Origin of the sequence: Lacimicrobium alkaliphilum (genome assembly GCF_002591895.1) — a bacterium.
Lineage (GTDB): Bacteria > Pseudomonadota > Gammaproteobacteria > Enterobacterales > Alteromonadaceae > Lacimicrobium > Lacimicrobium alkaliphilum.
The window spans coordinates 1-15,834 of record NZ_NISX01000002.1; the positions used below are offsets into that span (position 1 = coordinate 1).

Consider the following 15,834-nt stretch of genomic DNA (forward strand, 5'->3'; position numbering starts at 1 on the left):
TATCCGTGGATAGCGGGTTTTTATTATTACGGCATTTACCTGCTAGCAATCTGCATTGCCTCGCACAGATTTTATCCCCTACCGATAACTCTCCACACAGGGGCAGGAGCAGATCAAGTTTCTGTCGCCGTAGACGTCGTCGATACGGTTTACCGTGGGCCAGAATTTGCTCTTGCCCACAAAGTCTACCGGGTAGGCGGCAGTGTTGCGGCTATAGCTGTGCGTCCACTCGTCATCACAGATATAGGCCAGGGTGTGGGGGGCGTTATGCAGTGGGTTGCCAGTTTCACTCCACTCACCGCTTTCCACTTTGGCGATATCCACTTCGGTGTTTTTTTGTCTTCGGTAGTGTTTCAGAACAGTTCTATAACGCCTCTCAAACGAATAACCGATGATTCAGCTGAGTCTGCCACTACACAGCTCCCCTTCCTTAACTACATCAGCAACTCCCCAGACTAACGTCGCTTGCGCTCCTTTACGGTTGATATATATATTCCGTTAAACTACATTATGTAATATATATTCCATTAATGGATTCTGTCACCTCACTGTTGAGTAGTTTAAACCGGCAGCAGGCTGGATACATGCAAGGATTATTCATAAACAGGATCGAAAACACCTTTGTCATGAAATTCCGGTGTCATAGCTAAGATAGTAGAGCTTCTCAGTGAAGCGGGTTTGCCGGATGCGCTACCTGACCAGATAGTGTCAGCACTAATGGGAGCCGGCCTGCGGCTCCGCTGGAGAACGCGGTATGGTAATGGCGGTGGCGATAGCGTCGATAAACTGCCCGAAGCTTTGCGAACAGAAATTGCCAATATGAAAGTCGCGAGTGGAACGAAACCTATAACCCGCTTCATTTCGAACATAACGAAGGTTTCAAAATTAGTACTTGCTGCAAAGACCTATCACTGGAGAACTTATGAAAACAACTCGGCGTTATTTTTTAAAATCATTGGCCATTGCTGGCGGGACGTTACCTTTAATTTCTGGAGCATGGCGCCAGGCACTGGCTGCGGCCACAGGCTACCCCCGACTTTTGCATGGCCCGATGGCGGGTGCTGTTGGCCAAAATGATATTAACATCTGGATGCGCTCCAGTGGTCGCTATCAGGTGAGCATACAATATGGGAAGCAGTCTGATCTCTCAGATGCCAGGCTCAGCCCAGAAATGCAAACCGGCCCGGAAAATGACTTTGTTGCAACTATCAACATTTCAGGTCTGGAAGCGGATACTAAGTACTACTACCGTCCGTGGGTCGATGGAAAACCGGCGAAATACATGGATAATGTCCCTCCTTTCCAGTTCAAAACCGCCCCCGCAAAAAACGCCAAATTCCTTCTTGGCTTTGGGTCTTGCGCACGCTGGCAAGAATTTCCAGATCAACCCATCTGGAGCGCTCTGGATCGTTGGGAGCCAGATTTGTTTTGCTGGCTGGGTGACAACATCTACGCCGATACGGTAGAGCCAGGCATTATGTCTGACTTGTACAAAATCCAGCGCTCTGTACCAGAACTCCAGGAATTTTGTAGCCGAGTTCCTCAATTAGCCATTTGGGACGATCACGACTATGGCCTGAATAATAGCGGTAAAGAAAATCCGATGAAGGAAGAAAGCTTAAAGCTATTTAAACGCTACTGGGCAAATCCCTCATATGGAACCGAGCAATCTCCTGGAGTGTTCTTTCAATACAATTATGCCGGGGTAGACTTCTTTTTCCTCGATAATCGCTATCACCGAGACTCTAACGACCAGCCAGATGGCCCGGACAAGAGCCATCTTGGCAGTGAACAGTTAGCGTGGTTAAAAGATGGGCTTAAGGCCAGCTCTGCGCCGTTTAAAGTGCTTATCTGTGGTGGCGGCTGGTCATACAATCCGGACTCGTTTGGGGAAGACAACTGGACTAGTTACCAACATGAGCGTAATAACCTGTTTGATTTTATCCGTGATCAACATATCAGCGGCGTGCTGTTAATGTCTGGGGATATACACCGCTCCGAGGCAAACTGTATTCCATGGTCAGCTCAGGGTGGCTACGATCTTTACGAGTTTGCCAGCTCTGGTCTTGCTCAGGACACCCCGATGCCAGAACCAATTGAAACACCGGAGATTCGCCTGCGTGAACCATTCACCGGGGGGCATAATGCTGGCTTACTCGAGTTCGACCTCACTCAGGAAGATCCAGTAGTAAAATTCAATGTAATTAATTTTAGGGCGCAAACCGTTTGGGACAATCCAATCACCATACGCGCCAGTGAGCTGCGCAATGGTGTTAGTAGTTGGAAGCAAAAAGTCGATCCCGAACTTCCAACACCTCTAAGAGCAGATGTTAAGGCCTGAAATACAAAATCAATCAATGGGATCAAAGGCGTTGAACCAAATGTATCTGCTTTTGGTTCAATGCTCACTGCACGGTGACCGCTCCAGTTTCCAATTGGATTTGCCACTTCAGACAATCCCGGTTACGGATAATCGCAACACAAGGTTTTTCTGAATCGCATAAAAAAGCCCACTGTAAAGTGGGCTCTGACTATCCATTAAACATCTTATTGACTGCGAATAGCAGGTTCTGTCCTCTGCCTACCGATAACTCTCCACACTGGGGCAGGAGCAGATCAGGTTTCTGTCGCCGTATACATCGTCGATACGGTTTACCGTGGGCCAGAATTTGCTCTTGCCCACAAAGCCTACCGGGTAGGCGGCGATGTTGCGGCTATAGCTGTGCGTCCATTCATCGTCGCAAATATCCGCCAGGGTGTGGGGGGCGTTATGCAGTGGGTTGTCGGTTTCACTCCACTCGCCGCTTTCCACTTTGGCAATTTCTTCTCGGATCTTGATCATGGCTTCACAGAAGCGGTCCAGCTCCACTTTGGCTTCGGATTCCGTGGGCTCAATCATCAGCGTACCGGCTACCGGGAAGCTCATGGTGGGCGCATGGAAGCCATAGTCATTCAGGCGCTTGGCAATATCCACTTCGGTGACACCGGAGGCTTCTTTAAGCTGGCGCAGGTCGATAATGCACTCGTGGGCTACACGGTCGTTACGGCCTTTATACAACACCGGGTAGTGGCCGCTGAGTTGTCTGGCCACATAGTTGGCGTTAAGAATCGCCACTTCGGTGGCCTTTCTCAGCCCTTCGCCACCCATCATTTTGATATACATATAGCTGATCGGCAGGATCGAGGCACTGCCCCATGGCGCGGCCGATACCGAGCCGTTGTTTTCGCCGGTACCGGGTATGTTTACCACTGGGTGATTAGGCAAAAACGGCGCTAAGTGTGATTTTACGCCTATCGGGCCCATACCAGGGCCGCCACCACCGTGAGGAATACAAAAGGTTTTATGCAGGTTCAGGTGCGACACGTCACCGCCAATAAAGCCGGGGGTGGTCAGGGCCACCTGAGCGTTGAGGTTGGCGCCGTCCATATACACCTGGCCGCCGTGCTGATGCACGATATCGCAGATTTCGCGAATGCCTTCTTCATATACGCCGTGAGTAGACGGATAAGTAACCATAATGCACGACAGGTTATCGGCCATCTCTTCGGCCTTGGCCTTAAGGTCGGCCATGTCCACATTACCGTTTTTATCACAGTTCACCACCACCACTTTAAGGCTGGCCATTTGCGCCGAGGCCGGGTTGGTGCCGTGGGCTGAGCTAGGGATCAGGCACACATTACGGTGCCCTTCGCCGCGGCTCTCGTGATAGCGCTGAATGGCGATCAGGCCAGCATATTCACCCTGCGCACCGGAGTTGGGCTGCATGGAGATATTGTCGTAACCGGTGATCTCAATCAGATCATCGCCAAGTTCGGTAATCATCTGCTGGTAACCCTGTGCCTGATCGATGGGGCAAAACGGGTGCAGCTTGCCAAATTCCGGCCAGGTGATGGGGATCATCTCGGCGGTGGCGTTCAGCTTCATGGTGCACGAGCCCAGTGAAATCATCGAGTGATTCAGCGCCAGATCCTTATCTTCTAAAGACTTGATATAGCGCAGCATCTCGGTTTCAGAGTGGTGGCTGTTAAACACCTCATGAGTAAGAATGTCAGAGGTGCGAATCAGCTCAGCAGGAATGGAATCGCTGTTATCGCTTAGCGCGTTGTCGAGCTTGTCGATATCAAGGCCATGATCCGAACCTATAAAGACGCTGAACAGGGCATTCAGATCAGCGCGGCTGGTGGTTTCATCCAGGCTGATGCCCAGCAAGTCGTCAAGGTCGGTGCGCAGGTTGATATTGTTCTCAAGGGCGCGTTTTACAATGGTTTCTTTATCACTGCTCGCATCGCCGCCCACTTTTACCGTGATGGTGTCAAACCAGCTATTGTGCAACAGCTCAAAACCTTTTTGCTTAAGGCCCGCGGCCAGAATATCGGTCAGGCGATGAATGCGGCTGGCAATGGTTTTTAAGCCTTCCGGACCATGATACACGGCATAAAAAGAGGCGATATTGGCCAGCAGCACCTGTGCAGTACAGATATTGGAGTTGGCCTTTTCACGGCGGATATGCTGTTCACGGGTTTGCAGCGCCATGCGCAGCGCAGGCTCGCCACGGCTGTCCTGGGATACACCGATAATCCTACCCGGCAAAGAGCGTTTATACGCATCGCGGGTGGCGAAAAACGCTGCATGGGGGCCACCGTAACCCATGGGCACGCCAAAGCGCTGGGCACTGCCCAGCACCACATCGGCGCCCATTTCACCGGGGGATTTAAGCATCACCAGGCTCATAATATCGGCTGCCACTGCCACAACGCCTTTTTTTCTTTGTACTGCTGCAATCAGGTCGCTGATATCGCGCACCTCACCTGTTGTGCCGGGGTATTGCAACAGGGCACCGAACACATCCAGTTCAGCCACCACATCGGCGGGGCCGGTTTGTACTTCAAACCCGAACAGATCGGCGCGGGTTTTTACCAGGTCGATGGTTTGCGGGTGCACATCATCGGCGATAAAAAACAGATTGGATTTTTTGTTTTTCGAAACCCGTTTGGCCAGTGCCATGGCCTCGGCGGCGGCGGTGCCTTCATCCAGCAATGAGGCTGAAGCCAGCTCCAGGCCGGTCAGATCAATGGTCATCTGCTGAAAATTCAGTAACGACTGCAGGCGGCCCTGGGCAATTTCCGGCTGATAAGGCGTATAGGCGGTATACCAGCCCGGATTTTCCAGCACGTTACGCAGGATCACATTCGGCGTATGAGTATCGTGGTAACCCATACCGATATTGCTGCGGAATACCTTGTTTTTACTGGCAATGGCTTTGAGTTTGGCCAGTGCCTCGCTTTCTGTCTGACTCTCGCCCAGTTTCAGCGGCTCGGGCAGGCGGATACCGGCTGGTACAGTCTGTTCAATCAGCGCCTCCAGCGAGTCGGCGCCAACGGTTTCCAGCATGGCAGCAATTTCTGCCTGTCCTGGGCCGATATGACGACGAACAAAGTCCTGCTTTTGTTCCAGTTGGGATAGGGAGAGTACAGAGTCAGACATAAGGCTCACTTGTCAGGTTTAAAGTTAAAATTGGAAAGAGAAAGAAAAAGTGGGGTCAGAGTAAACTTTTCTAAGAGTCAGTTCAGAACAGCTTTTAGTCCATCCGAAAAGTTTACTCTGACCCCACTTTTTCCTTTGGAGTTTTATTCTTCGTCGATGCTGTTCTCGTAAGCTTCGGCGTCAAGCAATTCATTAAACTCGCCGTCATCGTCGGCTTTAATGCGGAATAACCAGCCATCGCCGTAGGGGTCAGAGTTAACCAGTTCGGGAGAGTCTTCCAGCTCTTCATTCACGGCAACCACTTCACCACCTATCGGGGCATACACATCAGAGGCAGCTTTTACTGATTCAGCTACAGCTACATCATCACCGGCGGCGACGGTGTCGCCCACATCAGGCACTTCAACAAATACCATGTCACCTAGCAATTCCTGGGCATGTTCTGAAATACCTACGGTGTAAGTACCGTCCCCTTCCGGGCGAACCCACTCGTGCGAGGCGGCATAACGCAATTCTGATGGGATATTACTCATTGGGATTCCTCTTTTATTCTTTGTTTGGGGAAAGTGGGGTCAGAGTAAACTTTTACCTGGCCTGGCATAACTACTTTGCGAATGCAAAAAAGTTTACTCTGACCCCACTTTCCATAACGTGTTATTTAGTGTTCAACCTTTTTGCCGTTACGTACAAAACTGGGCTTAACGACTTTTACTGTAACCCACTTTTTGCGCATTTCCACCTCGGCGCTGGCACCTACCGGGGTTGGCACTCTGGCCATGGCAATACTATGGCCCAGTGTTGGCGAGAAACTGCCCGAGGTGATCACCCCGTCGCCGCCTTCTACCTTGATTTTCTGGCCGGTACGCAGTACCCCTTTTTCTTCCATTACCAGGCCTACCAGCTTTTCCTTGCCGCTGCGGTTATATTCTTCAACGGCGGTGCGGCCCATGAACTCGCGTTCTTCAGGCAACCAGCTAATGGTCCAGCCCATGTTTGCCGCAAGCGGTGAGATATTTTCGTCCATATCCTGGCCGTAAAGGTTCATACCGGCTTCAAGTCGCAGGGTATCACGGGCTCCCAGGCCACAGGGCTGAACGCCTGCATCCAGAAGTTTCTGCCAGAAGGCTCCTGCATCACCAGCCGGCACCATAATTTCATAGCCCGCTTCACCGGTATACCCTGTAGTGGCTATAAACAGATCGCCGCTAAACACACCGAAAAATGGCTTCATGCCTTCAACGGCGGCTTTCTGCTCGTCGCTGAACAGCGTCGCAGCCTTTTCTTTGGCATTGGGTCCCTGCACGGCAATCATGGCCAGATCTGATTGCTCAATAATCTGCATATCAAACCCTTCGGCCACTTTATTCAGCCAGTTGATGTCTTTTTCACGGGTAGCCGAGTTTACCACCAGGCGATAATCATCATCGGCAAAGTAATAGCAAATCAGATCATCAACTACCCCACCCTGTTCATTCAGCATGCCGCTGTACAGCGCCTTACCTTTGACCTTGAGTTTATCAACGTCGTTGGCCAGCAAATAGCGCAGGTAAGCTTTGGCTTGCGGGCCTTTGATATCAACAATGGTCATATGCGACACGTCAAACATACCGGCATCACGGCGCACAGCGTGGTGCTCTTCAATCTGGGAGCCATAATTGATCGGCATTTCCCAACCGTGAAAGTCCACCATTTTCGCGCCCGCTTCAAGGTGCTTGGGGTGCAATACCGTTTTGCTTGGAGTGGTTGACATAGCCTTACCTGAGATTGATGACAAAGTGGCCTGAATTATAGGCCCTTGCCTGTGGTGCAACAAATTGGAAATCTTAATAGAATGATTACAATTTGTTATGTATTATTTGGTTTTAATTAGCAAAGCTGATGGGATTGAAACTCTACAAAAAACATGAAACAACTTTCACTGGATAATTTACGGGCCCTGGTAGCAGTGGTGGATATGGGCGGTTACGCCAAGGCCGGGGAATACCTGGGCCGCTCTCAGCCCGCCATCAGTCTGCAGATAAAGCGTCTCGAGGAGCAAATTGGCCGGCGGCTGTTTCAGCGTCAGGGTCAGAAGCAGCAGATCAATGCCGATGGGTTGTTGCTCTATCACCGTGCCCGGCAGATGCTGACGCTGAATGACGATATTCTGCGTGAATTTGAACAATCTCAGCTTACCGGCCAGTTGCGCCTTGGTCTGCCCAGTGAATTTGCCACAAGAGTACTACCCAGCATAATCGGCGATTTTTCCAAAGCCTACCCGGATGTGACATTAGAAGTCAGCTGTGATTTAAGTAAGTCGTTGCTCAGAAAGGACCAGCGCAAGGAGTATGATCTGATCCTGGCGCTGGACAATGAACCCGGAGAGTTTGGTCCGGAAACCCTGTTGCAGGACGAACTGATCTGGGTGGCGCGCGCCGGTTATCAGCTTGATGCGAAGAATATTGCCCTGGTGGCTGCCCCACAGGGTTGTATTTATCGTCAGCGCGCGCGTCAGAGTCTGCAACAGAGTGGCCTGCGCTGGCGTGTGAGTTACACCAATGCGGATATCGGCGGTATCACGGCGGCCCTGAAAGAGGGGCTGGGTATTACGGTACTGGCTAAAAGTACCCTGCCTGATGAACTTGTTGAGCTTAAACACCCGGCCCTGCCAAACCTGGGTAAAGTGGGCATTAATTTATTTATCCAGTCTGAACAACACCCTCAGGCCAGCAGCAAACTGGCTGAGTTTATCCGCTCCCGTCTGGCCTGAGTTCAGTCTTGTCGCTCACCCGCTACCCAAGTTTGTAGTGCGCGGGTTTGCCAGAGTCTTTCTGGCGGAACCTCAAAAATATCCTGATCCACCAGGATAAAGTCAGCCCATTTACCCTCGGTCAGGTTACCCAACACCTGTTCCTGATGAGCCGCATAGGCGGCATCCAGGGTAAAGGCGCGCAAGGCCTGTTCCAGGGTCATACGCTGCGAGGGGAGCCAGCCATCTAATGGTTCGCCCTTATGGTTCTGGCGAGTCACTGCGGCGTGCAGGCCATGAAAGGGATTGACCAGCTCTACCGGAAAATCAGAACCGGCGGCCAGCACTGTGCCCTGCTGTAAAAAACGTTGCCAGGCGTAGGCGCCTTTTAAACGCTCGGTACCGATTCTGTCTCCGGCCATATTCATATCACTGGTGGCATGCACCGGCTGCATGGAAGCGATAATATTCAATTGTTTAAAGCGCGGAATATCTTCCAGCGTTACCACCTGCGCATGCTCTATCCTATGGCGCAGCGCCTTACCGCCCACGTTTTTATACGCTTGTTCAAAGTTATCCAGCGCCAGGCGATTGGCCTTGTCGCCGATGGCATGAAAGTTAAACTGAAAACCATGGCCCAGCACCTGTTCAAACAGAGCCGGAAGTTTCTCTTCTGCGGTCACCATCAGCCCGTGGTGATGGGGCTGGTCACTGTAGGGTGCCAGCATTGCAGCACCGCGACTGCCCAGCGCACCATCGCCAAAGCCTTTGACCGAACGGATCACCAGCATATCGTCCTGGCTGGAAAAGGGCCCTTGCTCAAGCATTTGTGCCAGCTGTGGATCCGAGGCCGCGAGCATGGCATAAATACGCAGCGATAATTCACCGGCTTTATCCTGCTGACGATAAAATTCGGCCTGCTGCTGAGTGATGCCGGCATCATGAACGCTGGTGATCCCGAGGGATAACAAATGCTCAGAAGCAGTATTCAGCGCCAGATTCAGGCTTTGCTCGGTTTGTTCTGGTAATAACGTACTGACCAGCCCCATAGCATTGTCAATCAGCACGCCGGTGGGCTGTCCATTGTCATCCCGCAGGATCTGCCCCCCTTGTGGATCGGGCGTGTTTTTATCGATTCCTGCCAGTTCCAGGGCTTTACTGTTGACCCAGGCGGCATGCACATCAACACGGGTCAGAAAAACAGGACTGTCCGAAATCGTCTTATCGAGCTGAGCCGCAGTGGGGTAATTTTTATCCGGCCACAGCACCTGATTCCAGCCATGGCCGGTGACCCAGTCCTGCTGAGGGTGTGCGGTCGCAAACTCTGCTACCTGCTGTGCGGCCTGAGCGGCACTTTGGCTGCCGCGCACATCGACTTTCAGCAGATTTTCTCCCAGCTCCAGAATATGGCCATGGGCATCTGTCAGCCCCGGTAAAAGGGTGTTGCCCTGCCCGTCAATTTTTTCTGCCTGTGGATATTTTTCCAGTAACGCGTTATCACCGCTCTCCAGCACCTTGCCATTGTCAAAAACCAGCACGGAAAACCGGCTAAGGCCTTGCTCTGGCAGAATATGGTAGCCCTGAACATTATGCACAAGGGTCGGTTCAGCCTGGGCCAGGCCGATACCGCCGGTCTCGGTTATCATCAGGGTAATAAGTATCAACACAATTCGGCGCATACCGGGTGCTCCTTAATTATTATGGTTATTATTGCCGGTTTAACTTAAAAAGGTCGATAGCTCGTCAACGTGAGACTTGGTCTCGGTGATCAGCTCGCCAATTTCAGAAGCCGCCTTATTCGAACTTTGTGCCAGGGTGCGTACTTCATCGGCGACCACCGCAAAGCCGCGACCGGCCTCACCGGCCCGGGCTGCTTCAATCGCCGCATTCAGAGCCAACAGATTCGTCTGATCAGACACCGCATTGATGCTGGTAACAATACTCTGGATCCTGTCCAGTACCTGTGACATGGCACTGTGGGTATCTTCAATCACCCGGTTGCGCTGCGATACATTATTACCAAACATCACCAGCTTTTCCGGCTTGCCGTTGAGGTCATTCACCGGTTTGACAATACATTCGAGGGTGACCAGCTGCTCTGCCGCATTTTCCAGCTTCAGCGTAACACTGGCCGATGCACCATTTTTGACTTCAGCTGCTTCTTTATCAGTTAAATGGCTGAAAATATTACCAACAATACCGGCAAAATCCTGCGAGCTGATCTTCCCCATCTGCTCCAGTGTGTAGTCGTTGCACAATGTCAGCTTGCCCTGAAGATCAAATTCCATTACTGCCGACTGACTGCTGATGGCCTCTTTCTGGCTCAGTTGTTCCAGCACCTGCTTCTTAATCTCGCGGATATCGGAGCTGACTCCGACAAAGCCGGTATGGCGCCCGTTTTTATCAAAAGTGGGGTTAACTGCCAGCACTATCCAGTAGGGTTCACCGTTTTTGTCATAGTTGAGCAGCTCTTCATAGAACGGCTCTTTTTGCTTCAGTTTTCTGGAGATGCGCGCCACGGTCTCCTTATTGGTTTGCTCACCCTGCAACAGGCTGCCCGGCTTTCTGCCTTTGACTTCGGCCAGCGAATAGCCAGTGAGGGCTTCAAATCCGGGATTGACATATTCCACTAATCCGTCAGGGTTGGTGATCAATACCGAAGTACTGGTATTGGCCACAACGCGGCCGAGCATTTCCACTTCATGCAACTGATTAGTAAAGGCGGAAATATCCTGAATACGAATAGCCTTGTAGATCTTATCTTCCAGTTCAATCCACTGCACATTGACCTGCATAGTAGTGTTGATACCGGCATCGGATTTTAAGGTCTGGCTATCTTTGATTTTGGCAATACGACTGGCCAAAGACGAGCCGGCGAAATTATCCCCGGCTTTGATATTTTCCAGATTCAGAAGTCGGCGTGCGGTCTGATTGATCAGCACCAGCTTGTCTGACTCATTCACCACCACCAGAGCTTCATCGGTTCCGTTAAACACCTGTTCCTTAAGCTGGGTCAGGGTATCGGGCTCTGCAACAGGATCAATCAACACCAGCCGGTGAGTCTTGTCATCTTGCTGCAGGGTGGAAAACTTCACTTCCAGGATGGTTTCATCAGGGAGCTTGTAAAGCTTGCTGTGGCGGTTTGTGGCATGTACGCCTTGTTTATCTCCGGCTCTGGCAGGTTGTATAAACCTGTCCAGTTGCTGGCCTTTAAGGCTGGTGGGAGGCTGGCCCAGCAGTTCAGCGCAACTGGCGTTAGCATGTTGCACCCGGTCATTGTTATCCATCACCAGAGCGGCGTCTTTAAGGCTGTTAACCAGGTTACAAAGCATGGACCAGTTCTTTCGTTCGGCGTTAAACCACATAGCGCACCCACTGTTAGAGAAAATGAATAGCCAGCTTACGTAGCCTGGAGGTTAAAAGATCGTTCGCTGGAAAACTGAATCGCACCATTACAGTATCGGCGGCTGGTCCAGATAATCAACTCTCCATACCTGTTGCATTTTCGCAGCGTCGATATTGCCACCTGAGATAATGACCAGCGCCTTAGCCGGTTGTGGCCTCTCCTGCAACCAGCCTACCACCGCAGCCATGGTCATGGCACAGGTGGGTTCAACATGAATCTTCAGCAGATGCTGCAGCCACTGTGTCCAGTAGGCAATCTGAACTTCATCGACTTCATAAAATCCATCCAGTTGCTGCAATAAGGGAAAGGTTAACTCGCCCACAGAGGGGGTGCCAGCGCCATCAGCCAGTGTGGTTGGCGGGCCATCAAGGCCCACAATATGCCCCTCACGCAATGAGTTTGCGGCATCGTTGGCCGCCAGCGGTTCAGCACCGATAACCTCAGCCTGGGGGCAAAGCTCATTGGCTGCCAGTAACGTACCACTCAATAAACCGCCACCACCACAGGGGGCAAACACACCGTCCACTTGTTTAAGGTCTTCCAGCGCCTCCAGCGCGGCAGTGCCCTGCCCGGCAATAATCTGGGAATGATTAAAGGGCGGGATCCACAGCGTTCCTGCCTGTTCGGCGGCGTGGCGTACCGCCTCATCAGCCTCCGTACGGGTGGCAAAAAGCTTTAGCTCTGCGCCATAGTATTGGGTTGCCGCGGCTTTGACCCGGGATACGTTTTCGGTACTGAAAATGGTTGCAGGAATATCAAACAACGCGGCAGCATAGGCGATAGCCTGGGCATGATTACCAGAGCTGTTGGCAACGATACGTTCAGGCAACTGATCGTTTTCTTTAAGCCAGGCCAGCACATTTGTCGCGCCTCTGAGCTTGAATGCGCCAGTACGTTGCATGCATTCCAGCTTAAAAAACACCTGATGGCCAAGCCAGGCATCGAGCAAACTGGAATTAACGATTGGGGTACGGTGCACAAATGGCCGGATGCGTTCACTGGCAGAGCGTACATCGGCAAAGGTGGTTAGGGGCATAGGTGTTCCTGCAACAATCAAACAGCGACTACTTTAGCATGCAGGTTATTACCGGTCATGCTGCGCCATTATACAGAGGTGTTGCCTGGGGTATACACAAATCAAAAGTGTTGGACAGAACCTGCTCATTGATTAGTTTTCAGTCACCCGCTCTCAGCCACGAACCAGACGCTTTATCGCATACCTTCAGCGCTGCACTCAGTCTGAAAACTGAGTGCTGACAACTTTAAAAGCTTACTGGCCCTTATAGAGGGTGGTGATCCACTTTTCTTCGGTAATAAAGTTCCAGGACCAGTCTTTCCATTTTTCATCCAGCCCATTTTCAGTCAGTTGCTCAAGACTCATGCCGGCACGCTTCTGAGTTAGTACAAAGGCGGCTGTTTCTTTCATCATATCCAGTGATTTCTGGTAATCCGTCTTAGTGGCCAGTTTGCCGTGACCGGATATAATTTTCATGTCTTCATCAAGCATACTGATAAGGCGTTCTACATTTGTAATATAACCGGCTACCGTGCCACCCGCGCCCAGGTCAATGTATGGAAAACGCCCCTCAAAGAACAAGTCCCCTGTGTGTAACACCCTGGCTTTTTCAAACCACACCACTGAATCGCCATCTGTATGGCCCGCCGGAAGATGCATTACACGAATCGTCTCTCCATTAAAGTGAAATTTAATCCCATCTTCATAGGTGACCACAGGCAAGGCATCATGGTGATGGTCTTTATCACTGGCAAGCCGGATGCGCACATTATCATGGGCAAAGACCGTGGCATGATGATGCTGCTTAAACCAGCTGTTACTGCCCGTGTGATCACCATGATAGTGAGTGTTTACCACGTACTTCACATCAGACTCCGATACATCTGCCACACTGGCCGCTATTTTTTCCGCCAGTGGTGCGTACTGATCGTCAATAATCAACACCCCATCAGGCCCGGCTGATACGCCGATATTACCGCCAGCACCAGTAAGCATATACACCGATTCGGCCAGATGAGTCCGCTCAATGGTGACATCGGCAAACCTGTCATCATTGGCCAACAGACTAAAAGGGATGAGTAACAGAAGAAATATTAAGCGCATAGTCAGTTCCTTAGTTCATTAGTTCATTAGTTCATTAGTTCATTATTATTAGCGTTTTACTATAGCTGGTTAGTGGCAATTTCGATCACATTTATAAAGGGATCTTTTTACCCCAGTAGTTCTTCCAGTTTATGTTTGTTGCGCCTGGACAAGGTCAGTTGCTGGCCACTTTTCAGGATCACCGTGTAATCTCCTTTTTCATTGGGTCGAAGTTCACAGATGCTGCTGCGCCGCACGATAGAAGAGCGGTGAATGCGTACAAAAATAGCCGGATCCAGTTGTTGTTCCAGACTGGTCATGGTTTCTCGATGCAACACTGACTTACCGTCAAACAGATGCACTTCAGCATAGTTCCCGGCACCGAGAATGTAGTCAATCTGTTCCACTTCCACCAGCCGGATGCGACCCGGGTCTTTAATCACCAGGCGGCTTTTATATTGCCGGTGTTGTTCATCGAGCATATGCCGGATTAACTGGCCAACCTGCCGGTAATCACCAAAATTATGTTCACGCAATCTCGCCCTGGCTTTATCCAGCGACCTGAAGAATCGTTCATCATCATAGGGTTTAAGCAGGTAATCGATGGCATTGAGTTCAAACGCGGTAATCGCGTATTGGTCATAGGCGGTAACAAACACAATCACACATTGCGGCTCGACTTTTTCGGCTAACTGAATGCCGGTGAGACCCGGCATCTGAATATCCAGAAAAATCAGTTCGGGTTTCTCAGACTGATACAGGCTGAGGGCCTGATTGCCATCCGCGGCCTGTAATACCTCGCCAATGTCCTGTTGTTCCTTTAACAGTAACGCTATAGTTTGACGCGCCAATGTTTCATCATCGGCAATCAATACCTTAATCATCCTCTCCTCCGCCGGGCAAAATCAGGTAAGTCTCGAAATAGCCATTCTCCAGTTCGGTCAGTCGTAGCTGATAATTATCATCATAGAGTTTTTTTAAGCGTTCGCGGCAATTTTTCAGACCAATACCAAAACCATGATGATCATCATTCTGTGGCACCTTATTTGTCAGCTTTACATGGAGCTCACCGGGCTGGCACCAAACCCGCAGTAACAATTGGTTTTTATCTGATTCGAGTTGTGAACCATGCTGCACTGCATTTTCAACAAGGGGTTGCAACAGCATAAAGGGCACATCCATTTTCAGACATTCAGGATTAACCTCTACTTTTGTCTCCAGCTTATTTTCAAAACGCATCTGCTGGATCGTCAGATAGCTTTGAATAAACTCCATCTCCTGAGTGAGACTAATCAGCTGATTGCTTTGGTTTTCAAGTACTTTTCGCAACATCAGACTGAGCTCGCTAAGGGCTTTTACGGCTTTGTCTTTCTCATCCAGGCGAATCAAACTGGCAACGGTGTTTAAAGTGTTAAAAAGAAAGTGCGGATTGAGCTGTGATTTCAGCGATTGCAGCTCCAGTTGTACTAACTGGCGCAACAGGCTCTCGCTGCGGGCTTCTTCTTTGCGGGCTTTGTCATAATATTGAGTGATATATCCAATCGACACCACCGCAATATAGGTGAGCAGATCAAAGTGCCAGGCACTGCGCTCAAATATCAGATTCCAGGCTTCCAGCACCTTCTCAGGGGCGAGTGACTTCATCTCAATCCCGGCAATCATTGGTACAGCCAGCGCCAGGTAAATAACAAACGCGCCAATGGCCATCAATATCAGTTGCCATAAAGTACGTCGCCACTTTTGCCAGTTCAGAGGCACGACACGGGTTGCAGCCAGAACTAATGGGGTCACAATTGCCCAGGGCATCCACCAGCCAAAATAGTACAACCAGACAACTAGCCATTCCACTTCCTGCCCCGCACGAGCCATGCTGCGATAGCCTAGATCAGCGGCATAGGTATTCATCAGTAACCAGAACAGGATATTGCCAAGCCAGAAACGCCAGCCGGACATATGCTTAAACCGTGAACCTAACATCAAAATACTGCTTTAAAAGAGTCAAAAGCTGATTATTCACCAGAGCACAGGGCAAAGGCAAACACCCCGTAAATCAAGTCAAAGAAAAACCTCAGCGAAAGATATTTTCTCCATTACTTTCAAACAGTTAAATGTAGCTT

10 protein-coding genes and 3 pseudogenes are annotated in these 15,834 nt (G+C 50.6%); 2 read left to right on the top strand and 11 right to left on the bottom strand.

Features of this window, described 5'->3' with window-relative positions; genetic code table 11:
• Positions 1-78: 78 nt before the first annotated feature.
• Positions 79-321, bottom strand: a pseudogene (locus CDA54_RS02025) (hypothetical protein); the annotation flags it as partial.
• A 601-nt stretch (positions 322-922) separates the two neighbouring features.
• Between CDA54_RS02025 and CDA54_RS02030 the strand changes: the two are divergent.
• Entirely contained in the window at positions 923-2,341 is a 1,419-nt protein-coding gene (locus CDA54_RS02030) for an alkaline phosphatase D family protein (protein ID WP_099033342.1), read from the top strand.
• 240 nt (positions 2,342-2,581) lie between these two features.
• Here the strand turns inward: CDA54_RS02030 and gcvP are convergent, their stop codons facing one another.
• The 3 genes from gcvP to gcvT all read right to left on the bottom strand — a co-directional run bounded on the left by gcvP (position 2,582) and on the right by gcvT (position 7,235).
• Entirely contained in the window at positions 2,582-5,485 is a 2,904-nt protein-coding gene (gene gcvP / locus CDA54_RS02035) for an aminomethyl-transferring glycine dehydrogenase (RefSeq protein WP_099033343.1), read from the bottom strand.
• 143 nt (positions 5,486-5,628) lie between these two features.
• Positions 5,629-6,018 carry a glycine cleavage system protein GcvH gene (gene gcvH, locus CDA54_RS02040; protein WP_099033344.1) on the bottom strand — a complete coding sequence of 130 codons (390 nt, stop codon included), beginning with the start codon at positions 6,016-6,018 and terminating at the stop codon, positions 5,629-5,631.
• 125 nt (positions 6,019-6,143) lie between these two features.
• Positions 6,144-7,235 carry a glycine cleavage system aminomethyltransferase GcvT gene (gene gcvT, locus CDA54_RS02045; protein ID WP_099033345.1) on the bottom strand — a complete coding sequence of 364 codons (1,092 nt, stop codon included), beginning with the start codon at positions 7,233-7,235 and terminating at the stop codon, positions 6,144-6,146.
• 153 nt (positions 7,236-7,388) lie between these two features.
• Here gcvT and CDA54_RS02050 point away from each other — a divergent pair, with 153 nt between their 5' ends.
• On the top strand, positions 7,389-8,234 hold the full coding sequence (locus CDA54_RS02050) for a LysR family transcriptional regulator (protein WP_099033346.1): 846 nt from the start codon (positions 7,389-7,391) through the stop codon (positions 8,232-8,234).
• 2 nt (positions 8,235-8,236) lie between these two features.
• On the opposite strand, the gene CDA54_RS02055 is transcribed toward CDA54_RS02050, so the two are convergent.
• From CDA54_RS02055 to CDA54_RS02085, 7 genes and pseudogenes are all read right to left on the bottom strand, one after another.
• Entirely contained in the window at positions 8,237-9,892 is a 1,656-nt protein-coding gene (locus tag CDA54_RS02055) for an amidohydrolase (protein ID WP_099033347.1), read from the bottom strand.
• Between the two features lie 39 nt (positions 9,893-9,931).
• Positions 9,932-10,903: pseudogene (locus CDA54_RS19990) on the bottom strand (methyl-accepting chemotaxis protein); the annotation flags it as partial.
• A 504-nt stretch (positions 10,904-11,407) separates the two neighbouring features.
• Positions 11,408-11,578, bottom strand: a pseudogene (locus CDA54_RS19995) (hypothetical protein); the annotation flags it as partial.
• 87 nt (positions 11,579-11,665) lie between these two features.
• Positions 11,666-12,655, bottom strand: a complete 990-nt coding sequence (locus CDA54_RS02065) for a serine/threonine dehydratase (RefSeq protein ID WP_099033348.1) — start codon at positions 12,653-12,655, stop codon at positions 11,666-11,668.
• A gap of 234 nt (positions 12,656-12,889) precedes the next feature.
• On the bottom strand, positions 12,890-13,738 hold the full coding sequence (locus tag CDA54_RS02075) for an MBL fold metallo-hydrolase (RefSeq protein WP_099033350.1): 849 nt from the start codon (positions 13,736-13,738) through the stop codon (positions 12,890-12,892).
• Between the two features lie 107 nt (positions 13,739-13,845).
• Positions 13,846-14,601 (bottom strand): LytR/AlgR family response regulator transcription factor, encoded by a 756-nt coding sequence (locus CDA54_RS02080; protein ID WP_099033351.1) that lies wholly within the window; start codon positions 14,599-14,601, stop codon positions 13,846-13,848.
• Positions 14,594-15,694 carry a sensor histidine kinase gene (locus CDA54_RS02085; protein ID WP_099033352.1) on the bottom strand — a complete coding sequence of 367 codons (1,101 nt, stop codon included), beginning with the start codon at positions 15,692-15,694 and terminating at the stop codon, positions 14,594-14,596. The genes CDA54_RS02080 and CDA54_RS02085 overlap by 8 nt, the downstream gene beginning before the upstream one ends.
• Between the last annotated feature and the right edge of the window lie 140 nt (positions 15,695-15,834).